This is a genomic window from Thalassotalea sp. Y01 (genome assembly GCF_012932945.1).
Lineage (GTDB): Bacteria > Pseudomonadota > Gammaproteobacteria > Enterobacterales > Alteromonadaceae > Thalassotalea_A.
In genome coordinates this window covers 188,318-204,362 of sequence record NZ_JABBXG010000005.1, presented here as the reverse complement: position 1 = coordinate 204,362, position 16,045 = coordinate 188,318, and the positions used below count along the sequence as shown (strand labels likewise).

Annotated in this window: 17 protein-coding genes; all 17 read right to left on the bottom strand. The window is 35.0% G+C overall.

All coding sequences use genetic code 11. From position 1 onward, the window contains the following. Positions 1 to 2: 2 nt before the first annotated feature. Positions 3 to 1,004 (bottom strand): GNAT family N-acetyltransferase, encoded by a 1,002-nt coding sequence (locus tag HII16_RS09230; protein WP_169129518.1) that lies wholly within the window; start codon positions 1,002 to 1,004, stop codon positions 3 to 5. Further along, complete coding sequence (locus HII16_RS09225) at positions 989 to 1,921, bottom strand: sulfotransferase (protein WP_169129516.1); 933 nt, start codon at positions 1,919 to 1,921, stop codon at positions 989 to 991. The genes HII16_RS09230 and HII16_RS09225 overlap by 16 nt, the downstream gene beginning before the upstream one ends. Next, positions 1,914 to 2,513 carry a sugar transferase gene (locus tag HII16_RS09220; protein WP_169129514.1) on the bottom strand — a complete coding sequence of 200 codons (600 nt, stop codon included), beginning with the start codon at positions 2,511 to 2,513 and terminating at the stop codon, positions 1,914 to 1,916. The genes HII16_RS09225 and HII16_RS09220 overlap by 8 nt, the downstream gene beginning before the upstream one ends. A gap of 7 nt (positions 2,514 to 2,520) precedes the next feature. After that, positions 2,521 to 3,630: a glycosyltransferase family 4 protein gene (locus HII16_RS09215; RefSeq protein ID WP_169129512.1), complete on the bottom strand. Its 1,110-nt coding sequence runs from the start codon at positions 3,628 to 3,630 to the stop codon at positions 2,521 to 2,523. Further along, on the bottom strand, positions 3,627 to 4,409 hold the full coding sequence (locus tag HII16_RS09210) for a glycosyltransferase (protein ID WP_169129510.1): 783 nt from the start codon (positions 4,407 to 4,409) through the stop codon (positions 3,627 to 3,629). The genes HII16_RS09215 and HII16_RS09210 overlap by 4 nt, the downstream gene beginning before the upstream one ends. 10 nt (positions 4,410 to 4,419) lie before the next feature. Continuing rightward, positions 4,420 to 5,499, bottom strand: a complete 1,080-nt coding sequence (locus HII16_RS09205; protein ID WP_169129508.1) for an EpsG family protein — start codon at positions 5,497 to 5,499, stop codon at positions 4,420 to 4,422. After that, positions 5,492 to 6,451: a glycosyltransferase family 8 protein gene (locus HII16_RS09200; RefSeq protein ID WP_169129506.1), complete on the bottom strand. Its 960-nt coding sequence runs from the start codon at positions 6,449 to 6,451 to the stop codon at positions 5,492 to 5,494. The genes HII16_RS09205 and HII16_RS09200 overlap by 8 nt, the downstream gene beginning before the upstream one ends. Further along, positions 6,451 to 7,608: a glycosyltransferase gene (locus tag HII16_RS09195; protein WP_169129504.1), complete on the bottom strand. Its 1,158-nt coding sequence runs from the start codon at positions 7,606 to 7,608 to the stop codon at positions 6,451 to 6,453. Before HII16_RS09195 ends, HII16_RS09200 begins: the two co-directional genes overlap by 1 nt. Positions 7,609 to 7,724: 116 nt before the next feature. After that, positions 7,725 to 8,786, bottom strand: coding sequence for a glycosyltransferase (locus tag HII16_RS09190; RefSeq protein ID WP_169129502.1), 1,062 nt, complete (start codon positions 8,784 to 8,786; stop codon positions 7,725 to 7,727). Between the two features lie 8 nt (positions 8,787 to 8,794). Next, the gene (locus HII16_RS09185; RefSeq protein ID WP_169129500.1) at positions 8,795 to 9,760 is read right to left on the bottom strand and encodes a glycosyltransferase family 2 protein; all 966 of its coding nucleotides are present in this window, start codon (positions 9,758 to 9,760) and stop codon (positions 8,795 to 8,797) included. Positions 9,761 to 9,778: 18 nt separating this feature from the next. Continuing rightward, positions 9,779 to 11,215 carry a lipopolysaccharide biosynthesis protein gene (locus HII16_RS09180; protein WP_169129498.1) on the bottom strand — a complete coding sequence of 479 codons (1,437 nt, stop codon included), beginning with the start codon at positions 11,213 to 11,215 and terminating at the stop codon, positions 9,779 to 9,781. Further along, the gene (locus tag HII16_RS09175; RefSeq protein ID WP_169129496.1) at positions 11,215 to 12,126 is read right to left on the bottom strand and encodes a sulfotransferase domain-containing protein; all 912 of its coding nucleotides are present in this window, start codon (positions 12,124 to 12,126) and stop codon (positions 11,215 to 11,217) included. Before HII16_RS09175 ends, HII16_RS09180 begins: the two co-directional genes overlap by 1 nt. 8 nt (positions 12,127 to 12,134) lie before the next feature. Beyond that, entirely contained in the window at positions 12,135 to 13,238 is a 1,104-nt protein-coding gene (locus HII16_RS09170; protein WP_169129494.1) for a DegT/DnrJ/EryC1/StrS family aminotransferase, read from the bottom strand. Further along, positions 13,235 to 13,684: an acyltransferase gene (locus HII16_RS09165; RefSeq protein WP_169129492.1), complete on the bottom strand. Its 450-nt coding sequence runs from the start codon at positions 13,682 to 13,684 to the stop codon at positions 13,235 to 13,237. Before HII16_RS09165 ends, HII16_RS09170 begins: the two co-directional genes overlap by 4 nt. Further along, positions 13,674 to 14,078 carry an FdtA/QdtA family cupin domain-containing protein gene (locus tag HII16_RS09160; RefSeq protein WP_169129490.1) on the bottom strand — a complete coding sequence of 135 codons (405 nt, stop codon included), beginning with the start codon at positions 14,076 to 14,078 and terminating at the stop codon, positions 13,674 to 13,676. Before HII16_RS09160 ends, HII16_RS09165 begins: the two co-directional genes overlap by 11 nt. Then, positions 14,075 to 14,950, bottom strand: a complete 876-nt coding sequence (gene rfbA / locus HII16_RS09155; RefSeq protein WP_169129488.1) for a glucose-1-phosphate thymidylyltransferase RfbA — start codon at positions 14,948 to 14,950, stop codon at positions 14,075 to 14,077. Before rfbA ends, HII16_RS09160 begins: the two co-directional genes overlap by 4 nt. A gap of 8 nt (positions 14,951 to 14,958) precedes the next feature. Next, the gene (rfbB, locus tag HII16_RS09150) at positions 14,959 to 16,041 is read right to left on the bottom strand and encodes a dTDP-glucose 4,6-dehydratase (protein ID WP_169129759.1); all 1,083 of its coding nucleotides are present in this window, start codon (positions 16,039 to 16,041) and stop codon (positions 14,959 to 14,961) included. Positions 16,042 to 16,045: the final 4 nt, after the last annotated feature.

Here is a 16,045-nt window from a genome sequence, read left to right as displayed (position 1 = left end):
ACTTATACTCTGTAAAGAGGGAAAAAGTGTTCAGATTTTTTTCCCAATGAAAGCTCTTCATATTTTCTTTCATTAAGCACCTGTTTTAATAGATAAAACTTCTTAATATCTTTTGAAAAACCTTTTTTGAAATTGAATAAATTATCATTTCCCCCTCCTAAGCCTCCACCAAGGTGAAATCGCTCATATCCTTTAACGTTTCCATATTTCCTAATATATTCAAACATCAATTTAGTCGGCGCGAATTTGTAGTAATTTGAAGCGGTTCCCCCTAGGTGGTATTGAATAGTTCCCTCGTAAAAGAAAAAAATCCCCATACATGCCACCTCGTTATTGAGATGTACCTTCACTAATTTCACATGCTTATTTAGTGCTCTAAATAAATTTAAATAATATTCTCGAGGGAATAAATAGTAATTAGAAGCCTTAAGAGAAGCCATAGTTGAGTTATAAACATCGATAAATTCATTCAAACAGTCATTTATTTCAACAAATTCACATACAAAATGATTTCTCTCTAACTTTTTTATATCTCTACGATGATTTGTTCTATACGCTTTAGTCTGAGTACTTTCAGAGGCTAATAAATCAACATTGACAGTTTCACCGTGTATGGTACAAACTTGGTCTAGATATTCTTCAGGCACAGTAAATGAATTCATTCGGGAAAATATTGAAATGTAGCCCTGATTATTTAAACCTCTTACCAAGGCATCAAATAGGCTAGTAAAAGTTGAAGTATTATTTGTATTTGTGATAAGGCCAGGATATCCATACACAGAGGTGAAATCTTTTAAACTTTTAACATGGGGTATATTTCTTTCCAATAGAGGCAACGCTATAAATTGTTCCCCCACTTCAGAAACCCATAATGTAGGCTTTCCACCATCTAAAGATGCATGAACCTGATGGTACTCATAAGTATGGTAAATATCTGCTCGAGATGCTCTTGAGATATATTTATCCCAACCCGACTTCGATGTGATTCCTATAACTTTATGCATTTTCCTCTCTTTACATCCCATTTTTTAGCGAAATCATGTACAGACTCAATATCTTTTTGCAACTGTAAATCCTCTATTGGCTTGCGATATGAAAGATTTTTAGCAAACTCCTTTGCCCTTGTTTCATCGAAGCCTAAGTCAAGGAAATGGGCTAACCTTTTTCCTTCCTTAATAGGTCTATGAACAAACTCATCATAATTTACTTTTATCCACTGAGCATCAGGTATATTGTGTAATTCATTTTTTATCCACTGATTTATCCCTACTACTTGAGATATCACTTGCTTTTCCTTCGATGATGTTTCAAAACTATCTGAAAATATCGGCTTGGCGGAAGCCCACTCCTCCTCATTCCCTTTAATTTTCTTCCTTAATTTTAATAGAGACAATGCATTTTCTGAAACGTTTCTGTCAATCCATATCCATTTAGTTTTAGGTTTCATTTCATGAAACTGTGATAAATGCCAATAAAGTTGAAAAACTTTATAAAGCATTGGCTTATTTTTAATTTTTGATATGTTATCAAGTACGCTTGTTAATCGTTTCCAATCGATATCAACATTAACTCTTTGCTCCATCCCCTTATAATTCAGATACTCTCTCCAAAAACCACCAAATTCATGTATATCTGAAATATTTGAAGTTGCTCCAAAACAAGAATCTGCACTTAAAGATTTGGTTGTAATTAATTTGTTTGAAAGTAACGCACCAAAGCACGGAGCTTTCCAAAAAGATGCCATAAGGTTATCGACGTAACCAACTTCGAAACAAGAGACTATATATTGTGAAAGGACAGTTGTACCAGATCGAGGAGCACCAATAACAAAAATATTTTCTTGATGGCTCCCTCCTATTTCCCCCTCATTTATATCAAATGTATGTAAAAGATTATTTGCCTTGGCTAACCAATCACTCACTATTTATATTTCCTTTAAACCTTCCCGCAACCTCATCTACTTTATGCTCAACCCCATCTCTTTTGATAACTTTAAGGACAGTCAAGATAAGTATTTTTAAATCCAATAAGGTGCTTTGATTTGCAACATACCAAACATCTAAATCAAATCTTTCCTCCCAACTAATAGAGTTTCTTCCATTTATTTGAGCCCATCCCGTAATGCCAGGTTTTACATGGTGACGCTTTTTCTGATGTTCATTGTAAAGTTCCAGATATTCTACTTTCAATGGCCGAGGACCTACTATGCTCATTTGCCCTTTTAACACATTCCAAAGCTCGGGAAGCTCATCCATACTCGACTTCCTAAGAAAGCGCCCTAATTTAGTTAACCGGTATTTATTAGACAGAAGACAACCATTTTCATCTGTTTCATCTGTCATAGTCCTAAATTTTATCATTTCAAAGATTTGACCATTTAAGCCAGGCCTCTTTTGTCTAAAAAGAATAGGGCTACCCAAATTGAAACGGACCAACATCCCGATAATTAATAAAACAGGAGCTAAAAAGATGAGCCCAACAAGTGAAAAAATTAAATCAAAAGTACGTTTCATAAAAGAATCAAAGCTCCATAATTTTAAATAATTCTTTATTTACCTTAACAACATCGAACTTTTCTAACGCCATTATTCTGCTTTGCATCCCCATCCGTTCTATATTTTCACGGTTTATAGCTAGGTCAGACATGGATATCGCGAGTTGCTCTACACTCTTGTGATCAACCAAGTATCCGTTTAACCCATTAATTACAGTATCTTTACAGCCTGCAACATTAGTTGTGATTATCGGCCTTCCTGTACTCATGGCTTCCAATACAGTTCTTGGCATTCCTTCATGATAAGACGCTAAAACAAAAACAGTACAGTTTTGGAGATACGGCCTTACATCTTTTGATTCTCCGAGATATTCAATAACACCACTTTCCACCCATTTATTCACTTCTTCTATTTTAATAGAGTCCGGAGAACTATCTTCCGGTCCCAATAATTGAAATACTAAATTTGGATTATTTTTTTTGATAGTAGCAGCTGCTTCGTAATATTCTCGTAACCCCTTTTCCTTCAATAAACGAGCAATAGATAAAAATTTCACTTTGCCTGTTGGTATCGCTGAACCTGCGAAGTGAGAAGTATTCACACCTGAACCGTTAACTCTATAGCTTTGACTTTTCTGAATAATTCCTTCATCAATAAATTTACTTTGATTATCGTCATTTTGAAATATAACACCCTTTGATTTTACCAGAGCCATACGATACAAAACCTTAACCAAATAATTTAGGCTTTTCCGTTTTATCCCTCCTGATTGAAACGCAAAACCTAAACCGGTAATCATGGCGTAGAAGTTATTAATATTACAAATCCTACTTGCAATCCCTCCCCAAATAACGGGTTTTATTGTGTATGATAAAATCATCTCAGGTTTATTCTTTTTTATAAAACGCACGAGAAAAAGAAGCATATTTATGTCTGAAATAGGATTTAAGCTATTTCTCTTAACCGGAAAAGTCGAAAATTCTACTCCCATCATTTTTAAATCGATTATTGAATCTTTATCATGATCACCAGCAATGGCCAACACTTCGTGACCTGCAGAAATCAAGTCCTTTATCAAATCCCCTCTGAAGTTAACTAAAGAGCGAGTTTTTCCAGCAATAATTAATATTTTCATTTCGTAAATTTAATAAGAATAATTTTAGTCAAAGACTTTAGGATATTCGCACATCCCCAAAAATACGATTGAATTACCCACCCTGGTTTCAACCGAATTAAGTCATTACTTATCATCGAAAGAGCATTCATTCGCTGATGTAAATTATTACGCCCTGTTACAGATCCTTCTCGTACCCTATATTTAATCAAAGGCGTATCAAGATTAGCCCCATTGTACTTCTTCAATAGCTTAAACCATAGGTCATAGTCCTGAGAGACTTTTTTACTTTCGTTATAACCGGAAAATTCTTCCAAAACTTTCCTTCTAATCATTACTGACGGATGGATAAACATGTTTTTAAAGTATATTTTTTGCTTGATTTTGATCGGATCATTCTCAGTCTTTCTGTAACCTATTTCATTTCCATTCTCATCAATGAGAATTGCATCCCCACCCACCATTGCAAATTCGACATTAGAATCTAAAAAATTGACCTGTAATTCGGTCCTATTAGCTAAGGAGATATCATCGGCATCAAGTCTCGCGACATATTCCCCGGTCGCCAATTTTAAGGCTTTGTTTAGTGAAGCAGTTAAGCCTATATTTCTATCATTTTTAATGATTTTTATCTTGGGATGGTTATTATAAATACTTAATATTTGGTTCATGCGACTACTACTAGAATCATCAACTAGTACCAATTCAATATCGGTATACGTCTGTCCTAAAATTGATTCTATAGAAGCAACAATATATTCATATTCGTTATAGACAGACATTATGTAGGAAACTTTCACTTTAAGACTCTTAGATATAAAAATAGCGATTAGGGTAGAATAGGAAAAAAGTTACTGCAGAAAGCATGACTAACAATTTCCTGTGACTTTGATGAGTATTATTAAAATATAAACTTATCAAAACCGGAATAAGTATCCATGACGATAGTGCGAACCTATCAGAATAATTGGCTGTTGAAAAGAGATTGTAAACCGAATTCAGCACCATATAAATATGCAAGTAATATAAATAAGGCTTCCATTTTTCTGCTCTATCAGTCTCAAATTGTCGGATAAACCAATACAAAATTATTGGTATTAGACTAAATAACAAAAAATCAAAACGAAACCCTGTGCTTTCTATGTTTTCCTCCCCAGCGATTAGATAACGATGCGCTTTTTCATATGCAAACATCGGTAATTCGGGTAGATAACTAAACCAAGAGGTAAAATGACCAATAAAAATCGTAGATAACCAAAGCACTGTTAACAAGCGAGTTTTAAGTTTTAATTTCTCAATAATAAGAGGTACGAATGCTAAAATTCCTGTACCGTGGAAAAGCAAACTAAAGGTTGCCCACGTCAGAAACAACTTCAATTGTCCTCTTCTGAAGTGCTCAAAGGAAATCAAAGCACACCCTATAGCGAGACCAGCTCGAATGACATTACCGGTAACTGAATAAAAGAAAGGGAAAGAAAGCATTAATACAAAATAAATAATACTTTCAGATCTTCTGAAGAGCTTGCGACCAAATACGAAAAAAAGACCACTAATGAGCAGCGTAATTATAAAAATGTAACCACTACTAGATAGGTTTAATTGAAAACTACTCCAAGTAATGGTGTTGAACAAAGGGTTATATTTAGATAAAGATAAAAACTCCCAAAAGCCTACTCCTTGACTAACTTCCGTTTCAAACCTCCACATATACACCCACGTATCTGCACCTACAGATTCAGGTCTTGCTCCCACCATTACAGTTATTATCATCCATAAAAGTACTGAAATAATATACTTTATCCAGACCAAATTTTCCTTGGTCTGAGCATTCCGATCTAGATGCAATACTAAAACAACTAAAAAAAGTGCGAAAACAAAAAATTTAACCATTTTTTAATCGAATCAGCTTAACAACGGTTAGGAATAGTTTAAATGGAAACAGTTTGAATAGAGTTGAAACCAGCTTGTTATTAAATGAACGGCTATCAATATTAGGCTTTAACTCTCCGACAGAACGTTCATAATAAAACTCGAATTTGTCTTTAAATGGATGAGTTGAATTAACTACCCAAGGACGCGTAATTAATGATTGCGTGAAGTGAATAAAAACAGGATTTGATCGAGCATCATCGATATCTTCTTCAGAATAATAGTTCTGTAATTGATACAACTCTTTCAGTTCTCTCGCGTTCATGAGCAAAAAAGGGGTCATGACATTATATTTCGGTTTTATTATTTTAATTGAATCTTTAAATATGAAATTTATAATGCCTTGATCATGGTGAGGAAACTCTCCCATGTGTGTTTCAATCAAATGCGTCACCTGAGAACTGTAATCACTATTTCGTATTTTGATAAGATTTAATTTTATCATTCCCGAATTTATATATTTATGTTTTTCTGTCATTCCCACTTTGCTTTTAAAGCTTTTCGGTATGACATCTTCAACACCTATAACAGAGCAATTATCAAACTGCATTTCCCACAATTCCGATAACAGCCCAGTTACAATCGAGTCACAATCTAAATAAATAATTTGTTCAATGTTCTTATCGAGTACTTCTGGAAGAAACAACCTACTATATGCAGATAGAGCTATACTTTCGACCTTAAGATCGCCTAGCCTTTTTCTGATGTCCGAAAATTCATAAAAGACAACTGTTCTACCATAACTAGTGATAAGCTCATCAATTAAAGTTTTAGAATCATCGGATATCCCATTGGACAATAGATGGAACGTAATGTTTTCTACAGACTTGTTGTTATCTAAAAGTGAGCATATTGAGCACCTCATAAACCCTGCGTAATTTTCATCACTTGAATATGAAACATGTAAATGCATTAAGAACCTCCAGCTAATAGCTTGTTATATATTTGCGAAACATCACGAACAGAGTGCTCTACATTAAATGGAGATGATTCAAAATGTTGATTTTTATACCTATTTTCAATTTTAGGGGATGAGTCTAATTCGAAAATGATTGCCTCCCTCCATCTTTCGACATTATCAATTTCCAAATATTTGACTAAACTATGCCCCAAATCAGCTTCTTTCGATACATTGTTTGAAACAATTGTTGGAACATTCAAATACTGTGATTCCATCAACACTATAGGGAGCCCTTCATGTAGAGAAGGCAGAACCATTAAAGATGCGTATTTATACAACAATGTAGACATGTTATTCGTTGCTCCAAACAAAAAACAATTTTTTAATTTTAGTCTTTCCTTTTCTTTCAAAAAATACTCAAATAAAGGGCCGTCTCCAAACAAACAAAACTTCACATCTATGTTTTGCTGTTGTGCCTCTTTAATTACTTCAAATAAAAACTTGTGATTTTTTTGTTCAACAAACCGACCGATATGAAATACTAATGGTTGTTTTTTTACTTCTGAAACTAAACATTCCTCAATCTTTTTATAAATTTCATCTTTGCTTGATTCCTTATCGATCTCTTCATCAATACTTTTAGAGTCTATGCCACAATAAACTTTTCTTACGTTAGTAAGGCACTTGTCAGAAGAAAAAATACTGTTTGAAGCTTTATCACTTACGGCTATTTTAAAATCTGAAAACTTAGTAATAAGCAGCTTGGAAATATAGTAATATGCTCTTTTCCATAATGGTGATTTTGCAACTTTTCCTGACAAATCATTATGACAATGCACAACCACCTTGACATCTGTTAATAGTTTTAGAGCAAGCAATACTGAAGCATAGTGATTCACATGACTATGAATGATTTGATAATTTTCTTCGGCTATTAGCCTTTTCAATTTAAATAAATAGCTAAAAACATTTTTATGGTTAGATAACCTGTGAATTTTCGCAACGTGAGGTTTAATCTGGGAATCAAATAATTGTGGGGCTTCTGTATGATATAAGAATGAAATCTCATATCTAGATTTATCGATATTTTTACTAAAGTCGAGTAACCATTTTTCGGCTCCGCCAGCATTCATTCCACCGGATACAATTAATACTTTTATTTTATTCACTTAATAAACTCTATAACGTGTTAATGTAACCTTTGTTAATGATTACACTTTCTGAATAATAACTTGTAGCTAATTTCAATGCATTCAAGGTCCTTTGGATTATCCAACATTGAACACTAGATAGAAGCCAATAAATTAGTCCATTTGTTAATAATTAGCCTTTCTGAAAAATTAATGGAATCTACTCTAATCTTTTCGAGCATATCCTTTTCATTTTTTTCATACTTTTGAATTACCGCAGCTAACTTTTTAGCCAAATCTATTTCATCACCTTTTTTAAAAATCATTCCTGTTTCGTATGGTGTTATTAGATCATAGACGGCTGGACTATATTCCGATGCTACAGGGACGATCTGAAAAAACTTGCTTTCGATGATGTTCATTGGCAGACATTCTGATTCTGAACAACTGACTAGGATCCTAGCCCGCGAATATTCACTTTCCATATCAGAAACGTAGCCTAAAAACTCAACATCCTCTGCCAGGCCAGACCTAACAATTTGATTTTCTAATGATCCTCGCTCTTTGCCAACGCCAATAAATTTTATTTTCCATTCACCTTTAATTAAATTCGAAATAATCGCTGCAGCGGAAATAAGCAAGTCAGGTCTTTTCAATTTGGTTAAATGACCGACAAATAATATTGTATTGTCCTTTTCTTCGCTCATTAAATGCTTAGGAGGCTTGAAAAAATTGGGAATTATTTCAACGTTTTTGTTCAATTTGACATACTTACAGGCATCAAAACTCGTCAAGGAGACAACTCTATCTGCAAATCTGTATGCAAACTTTCGCAAGAAATACCATTTTTTAGGACAATTTTCATAATCGGCATGCTCTACACACACCAACTTGAATCGCTTTAAAGTCCTACAAAAACAAAGCAAAACGTTTACTACATTCCAAAACCCAATCACTACAAGATTTGAATTTTTAGACAATTTAGAAACGTATTTTAGATAATATAAGTTGCCAGATTCACTTAACGGAACAAATTCAAAGAAGTTATTAACATCTATATTGGGAAATTTAGATGAGATATTTCCCCTCTTAATTTCTTCTACGAGTATTTTGCAATTTATTTTTCTTGCTCTGAAAGCAGTGCATAGATTTAAAGCTGCTATTTCTACCCCGCCGATGTCATTGAAACTTACTCCCACAATTAATATTTTCTGCATTAAAAATACTACCTATACGCTTTAAAAAATCGCTTTTTAAAAAAGTGAGGGATGCTTAACCAACAACATGACTTAAAGAGAGATTTTTTCATACTCAATTTCAAAAAAGGGTCTGGTAATATATATAGAATAAACAAAATTAATGGATACTTAGATTGATGTAACTTTAGTATTTTATACATAGCTTGAAACCCTGTGATTAAATTTTCCTTGAGCTCTAAAACCATAGAATCAGGAATGTTTTTCACCATATCTAGCAAACGATACTTTTCATTAAACAATATAATATTCTTGTCCAAACCTATCGTAGATGATAACGATTCACCTAACACCCTATAACAGACCAATTTTTCACAGCTTTCGACGACCCCACCAGTCAATAAAGCTCGAAACGATAGAATTACATCTTCTGCAGGAACGTTGTCATTTAACGGACCAAAGAAGTCCATAACATTTTTTCTATATGCTCTACTATATCCTCTAGCTTTGTATTCAGTTCCAGAAAGGAAATCTGTAACTGTTATAAAACGTTCAGGTGATTGAACTGCGTTAACAGGTTCATTTTTGCTACTTTTGTTACCTTTCTCGTCAATAGTAATCGGAGCAAAGCTAATGCTTTGCGCATTTGTGTACTTTTGAAATAAATCAACGCTTCGTTCAACCCTTGTCGGCAGCGAAATATCATCACCTGCAGCTGTAATAACGATATCAAATTGTGCCATGTCAAAAAGAATATTGACGTGGTTGGCTAACCCTTGATTTTTTTCGTTTTTATTAACTATAACCTTATGCTTTCCATCATACTTAGAAACTGCTTTTTGAATGATGTCATACGTAGAATCCGTAGAGCAGTCGTCAGAAATAATTATCTCTAAAGGAGAGTATGTTTGAGAGAATGCGCCTTCCAGAGCAGCTTCAATGTATTTTTCATGATTATAAGTAAGTATGACTAGCGTCGCGCCTTGTTCTTTCATAATTCTTAATTTAAGTTATTATTTTTTATGCTGTGATGTTTTGAAAAGAGACTTTATATCATTAAACGCCTGTAAATTTCCGAAGTATGACAAAGAAATGTATACTCCCGCCCCTACAAGGATTGAAAATATCAAATCAAAGATAGGATCCTCGATTTGAACAGAATAAACTCCAAAGGACATGAAAGCAGTAATTACTATTATTGGTGAGAGGTCACTTATTTGTTTAAATGCCCCATAACCAAAAAGCACTCCTGGATAATAAGAATTAACAAAATAACCGCACAAAGCTGTTATGAACCTCCCTATAACCAGTGCCTCAAAACCATAATCTACAGAAATAAACAAGATCAGCAACCCAATCCCCAAAGAAATTAAACTTGCCTTCAAAAACCTGTCAGAACTACCTATTGCATTCAAGATATTTAAATTCGCCACACCAATTGGCGTCAACATTGTAGCCAAGCATAACCATTGTATTATAGGCACGGCCTCCAACCACTTTTCGGTTAAGAAAACTTTTACAAATGGCTCCGCTATCAGAGCTAAGCCGCACATTACAGGAAAAGTGACGAAAGCTACTAACATGATAATTTTTTTGTATACCGAAAGTAGCTTGTCTCTTTCATCTTGAATTGATGAAAGAAGTGGAAAGGTCACTCGCTGAGTAATGTTAGATATTGTATTGGAAACTATACTAGTAATTCGTTGGCCATACATGAAGTTGCCAACAGCATGTGCAGAAAATACCCGCCCAATAAATAAAGGATACAGATTATTAACAAGCTTTGATATTATTGATTGAATTAATATCTTAGAGCCAAATGAAAACAATGTATTAAAAGACTCTGTCGAAAATACTAACTTCTCTCTTTCTCTTACTATTATAAAGTACATTCCAGCCATAAGAGCACTTCTAATAATTGACTGTAATACTAAAGCCCAAACGCCAAAATCACCGAATGCTAGCGCGACAGCACATATTGAGCTAATAATGAGACTTGTTATATTTATTAAAGAAATAACTTTAAATCTAAGCCCAATTACAAGTCGAGTTTCTTTGGTTACGTATAGGGCATTAAGTATTAAAGAGCAAAATATAACTCGAGCCAACTCTGTCAACTGCGGTTGCCCGTAAAAACTGGCTATATAAGGTGAAAAGAAATAAAGGAGTATATATAATAAACAAGATATAACAATGTTGGATATGAACACTGTCGAAAAGTCCCTCTCCTTTCTATTTTGTTTCTGAATTAAAGCTGATACAAACCCTCCATTGATGAAAGCTTCACTTATCGCGATGAATATTGCCAGCATCCCAACCAACCCAAAATCACTAGGCGTCAATTCTCTAGCTAGAACAACTATAACCAATAAGGTGACAGTTTGACCAAGAGCTTTATCAATAAAACTCCAAAACACTCCTTTTACAGCTTTATTTTTGATTGAGGACATTAAGAATCAAACTCTTTCCAAGATAGTGATATACCCAACTTATTTAACTCTAACTTTAAACATTCCATGTCCTCTCTATATATATTGACAACTTTATCTCTATCATCATCATTTAAAATAAATCGTTTTTTTACTGTACTTTTTGTAATTTGTATTATTCCTAACTTTTTTAACTTTTTGAGCTTAGATTTAACTGAAGTGGGTAAAAACCTTCTGGCTTTTCCAAACTTTAAACTTCTAAGAAAAGTGTATAATTTCTTGTGCTTAAGATTCAAACTTTCATTACTTTTTAAGTTTGTGGTTAGAATATTTTCATCATGTTCTAAATTCAAAAAATCCAAAAGATTTTTTAGTGTTTGATTTGGGTACTTTACAAAATCCTCAAACATCATGACATGTAAATTTTTGGATTCTATTTTTGATAAGAGACTTGTCAATTGTTGCCCATACATCCCCCAAGCAACATAATTTTTATAACCAATACCACCAAAAGCTTTTCCATAGCACGGCTCACCATAGCCAAATCTTTCTATAGCATTCCAAAATTCTAGCTTCTCAACACCGACGCCATGGAGCCAGCGATAATGAGATATCAATCTATCGACAGGGTTACGCAAAACAACCAAAAATTTGGCCTCATTATTGGCTTCTAATATATTCTCAATTGCACCTTCAAATTTTAAATAGCCTGTACTCGAATCTAACATATATTCGATATCTTGCTTAGGTTCAAATCCAGCTAAATAGCCATCCCATTCCGAGTGCCTTTCAATATCTTTTTTACAAAAGTAATGGGGCTCTTTATCTTTGTGACCAGCAATTTTCCCATGTAAAGACAAATAGTCATGAATAGTGCTGGTTCCTGATTTTGCCGCACCTATGAGAAATAAATTAGGTTTAATATTTTCCATTTTTCTATTTAAATTTTGAATGCATTAATTGAATCAATCACAGCTAGAACATTAGGCTTTTCCAGCACTGGAGAAATGGGTAAACTGATCACGCTGTCGTGCATACGCTCAGTAATTGGATAACTGTATGTATTCCACTCTTCATAAGCTTTTTGTTTATGAGGGGCTACGGGGTAGTGAATTAGTGATTGAATATTATCTTTCTCGAGGTGCTCCAAAAGCTCTTTTCGGTAATTGGTTTCCACTACAAAAAGATGCCATACATGTGCTTTATCGTATGACACTGAAGGTACCTTAATATGTTCATTTTTAATTTTGGATAGGTAAAGGCTAGCTATTTCGCGTCTCTTAGCTTTTTCTTCGTCAACGTATCTTAACTTGACACGTAACATAGCTGCTTGCATTTCATCAAGGCGACTATTCACTCCTTTGAACTCGTTGATGTATTTCTTCTTGGAGCCGTAATTTCTTAAGGCAGAGATTGCTTCTTTAAGAGATGAGTCATTAGTTGTAACTGCTCCTCCATCACCTAAAGCTCCAAGATTTTTCCCTGGGTAAAAGCTAAAACCCGCAGCATCCGCCAACCCTCCTGCCATTTTTCCTTTGTATTCAGCACCATGCGCTTGCGCGCAATCCTCTATCACCTTTAAATTGTACTTTTGCGCTATCTCATTGATCTCATCCATTCCTGTCACTTGACCGTAAAGGTGGACCGTTAAAATCGCTTTAGTTTTTTCAGTAATAGCTTCTTCAATGAGATCAGGATCGAGGTTATAGGTTGAGGCATCAGGTTCAACCAATACTGGTCTTAGACCATTTTCAGAAATAGCAAGAATTGTAGCAATATATGTATTTGCAGGGACAATAACTTCGTCTCCGTCACTCATCACTTCTAATTCTTTGTAACCACGAATAATTAAGCTCAAAGCATCCAGCCCGTTACCAACGCCTAAACAATATTTAGCTCCGCAATATTCTGCAAATTCATTCTCGAACTCTTTGACTTCGTTTCCAAGGATGTACCAACCAGAATCAATTACTCTTGAGCATGCTTCTTTTAACTCTTGCGAATATTGTTGGTTTATTTTCTTAAGATCTAAAAACGGTATCATTTGATTATTTCTCTCGCAGGGTTTCCTACAACTGTGGAATGAGGGGATACGTCTCTCGTAACTACAGATCCAGCTCCAACCATAGCGCCTTCGCCAATTTTTACTCCTGGAAGAATTGTGGAATTCGCGCCTATGGATGCACCTTTCTCAATAATTGTCGTTAAAAACGTGTCAGGATATATTTTAGAACGTGGAGTTTTATCATTAGTAAAAGTTACATTAGGACCGATAAAAACATCATCATTAATTCTTATCCCATCCCATATTTGCACCCCACTTTTTACTGTCACCCTATTACCGATGACCACATCATTTTCAATTAGACAATGAGAACAAATATTACACTCATCTCCGATTTTCGCGTCGGGTAATACGACGCAAAACTGCCAAATATTTGTATTCGCTCCAATCTCTTTTGCTTGAACATCTGACATTTTATGAATCATGATTAACGACCTGCAAAAACTCTTGATAATCTCTTATGTAATCACCTTCATCATAATGCTCATCCGCTAATACCATCAGTATGCAATCATCGGAAAAATCATACATCTCATGCCAAACCATCGGTTCTATTAACATTCCTTCTTTGGGATCACTCAAGGTTTCAATGGACTTCTCTCTACCATCATCCATCAAAATTTTACACTCACCCTTTAATATAAAGGCCATTTGCTGAAGCTTATGATGTGCGTGAAATCCCCGCCTCTGCTCAGCTGAAACATTATAAATAAAGTAAATTCGCTGAGGCACAAATGGGGTGTTTTTCATACTTTCAAGGATTACTAAAGATCCTCTTTCGTCTTCAAAATTTTGAAATGGTATTCTATTTAAATTCATTTGATCAATTCTAATAAATATTGGCCATAACTAGTTTTAATCATGGGCTCTGCAAACTTTTTAATTTGCTCATCTGTAAGCCAATTTTGGTTATACGCAATCTCTTCTAAACAGGCTATTTTGTAACCTTGTCTATGCTCTATCGTTTGAACATATTGACCTGCATCCATTAAACTGTCGTATGTTCCCGTATCCAACCAAGCAAAGCCTCGACCAAGCAATTCAACTTTTAAATCTCCTCGCTGTAAATAAACATTATTAACACATGTTATTTCTAATTCACCACGAGCAGATGGCTTAATAGTTTTAGCTATATCAACGACGCTGTTATCATAAAAATATAACCCTGTCACCGCATACTGTGACTTAGGTCTTTGAGGTTTCTCTTCTATGGATATGGCTTTATAGCTCTCGTCGAATTCAACGACACCGAACCTTTCTGGATCCTTGACTTGATACCCAAAGACGGTAGCTCCAGTACTTTTACCTGCTGCTTTTAAAAGCTTTGGTGTAAACCCCTGACCAAAATAGATATTGTCACCCAAAACCAAACAGACATTATCATTGCCGATAAACTTTTCACCAATGATGAAAGCTTGTGCCAATCCATCTGGGGAGGGCTGAATCTCGTAACTCAGTTGAATACCAAACTGACTGCCATCTCCGAGTAGTGTTTTAAAGCTTTCTAAATATTCTGGAGAAGTAATAATCAATATTTCACGAATACCGGCCAACATAAGTACGGATAACGGATAGTAAATCATTGGCTTATCATATACGGGTAATAATTGTTTAGACACGCCTTTGGTTATTGGGTACAACCGCGTCCCTGAACCACCAGCCAATATGATCCCTTTGGTTTTATGACTCATATCTTCTCCTAGTTATTTCCTAAACGCTCCAACGCATAGCTACCATCAAGTACGTGTTGCCACCACTCTTTGTTATTCAAATACCAAGTAACCGTTTTTCGAATTCCGGATTCAAATGTTTCTTCAGGTGTCCAGCCTAATTCCTTCTCAATCTTTGATGCATCAATTGCATAACGTAAATCATGTCCAGGCCTGTCTTTTACATAAGTAATTAGGTCGGCATAAGATGTTAATCGCTCAGAATAGGCCAAAGCTTTGTTTTCCTGAAATGGAACAAATTCCTCAACTAGCGCGCAGATAGTTCTTACCACATCGATGTTCGCTTTTTCGTTATGCCCACCAATATTATATGTTTCACCGACGATACCCTTTGTAGCTACTAGGTATAAGGCTTTAGCGTGATCTTCAACATACAACCAATCTCTAATCTGTTGACCATCACCATAGACTGGAAGAGGCTTCTTTTCCAAAGCATTCAAAATCATTAATGGTATTAATTTCTCTGGGAAGTGATAAGGACCATAATTATTGGAGCAGTTCGTCACAACAGTCGGCAACTCAAATGTTCTAAGCCAGGCCCTGACCAAGTGATCACTAGAGGCCTTCGACGCCGAATATGGGGAACTTGGCGCATATGCCGTATCTTCGGTAAATAAATCTTCAGGCCCGTCCAAATCACCGTAAACCTCATCTGTCGAGATATGGTGAAATTTAAAAACGGCCTTTTTGTCCTCATCGAGATTCGACCAATATTTTCTTGATACTTCCAGTAAGTTGTAGGTACCTATGATATTCGTTTCAATAAATTCTTTTGGACCGTCAATTGAACGGTCCACATGGCTCTCTGCCGCTAGATGCATGACAACATCCGGTTGGTATTTATCAAACACTTTTTCCAATGAGTCTTTGTTACATATATCTGTTTGCGAAAACTCATATCTTGAATCGCCAGAAACATCAGCGAGCGATTCGAGGTTACCCGCGTAGGTAAGTTTATCGAGGTTTACAACTGAATCTTGAGTATTTTTAATTATGTGGCGAACGACAGCTGAGCCGATAAATCCAGCACCACCGGTTACTAATATTTTCATCATT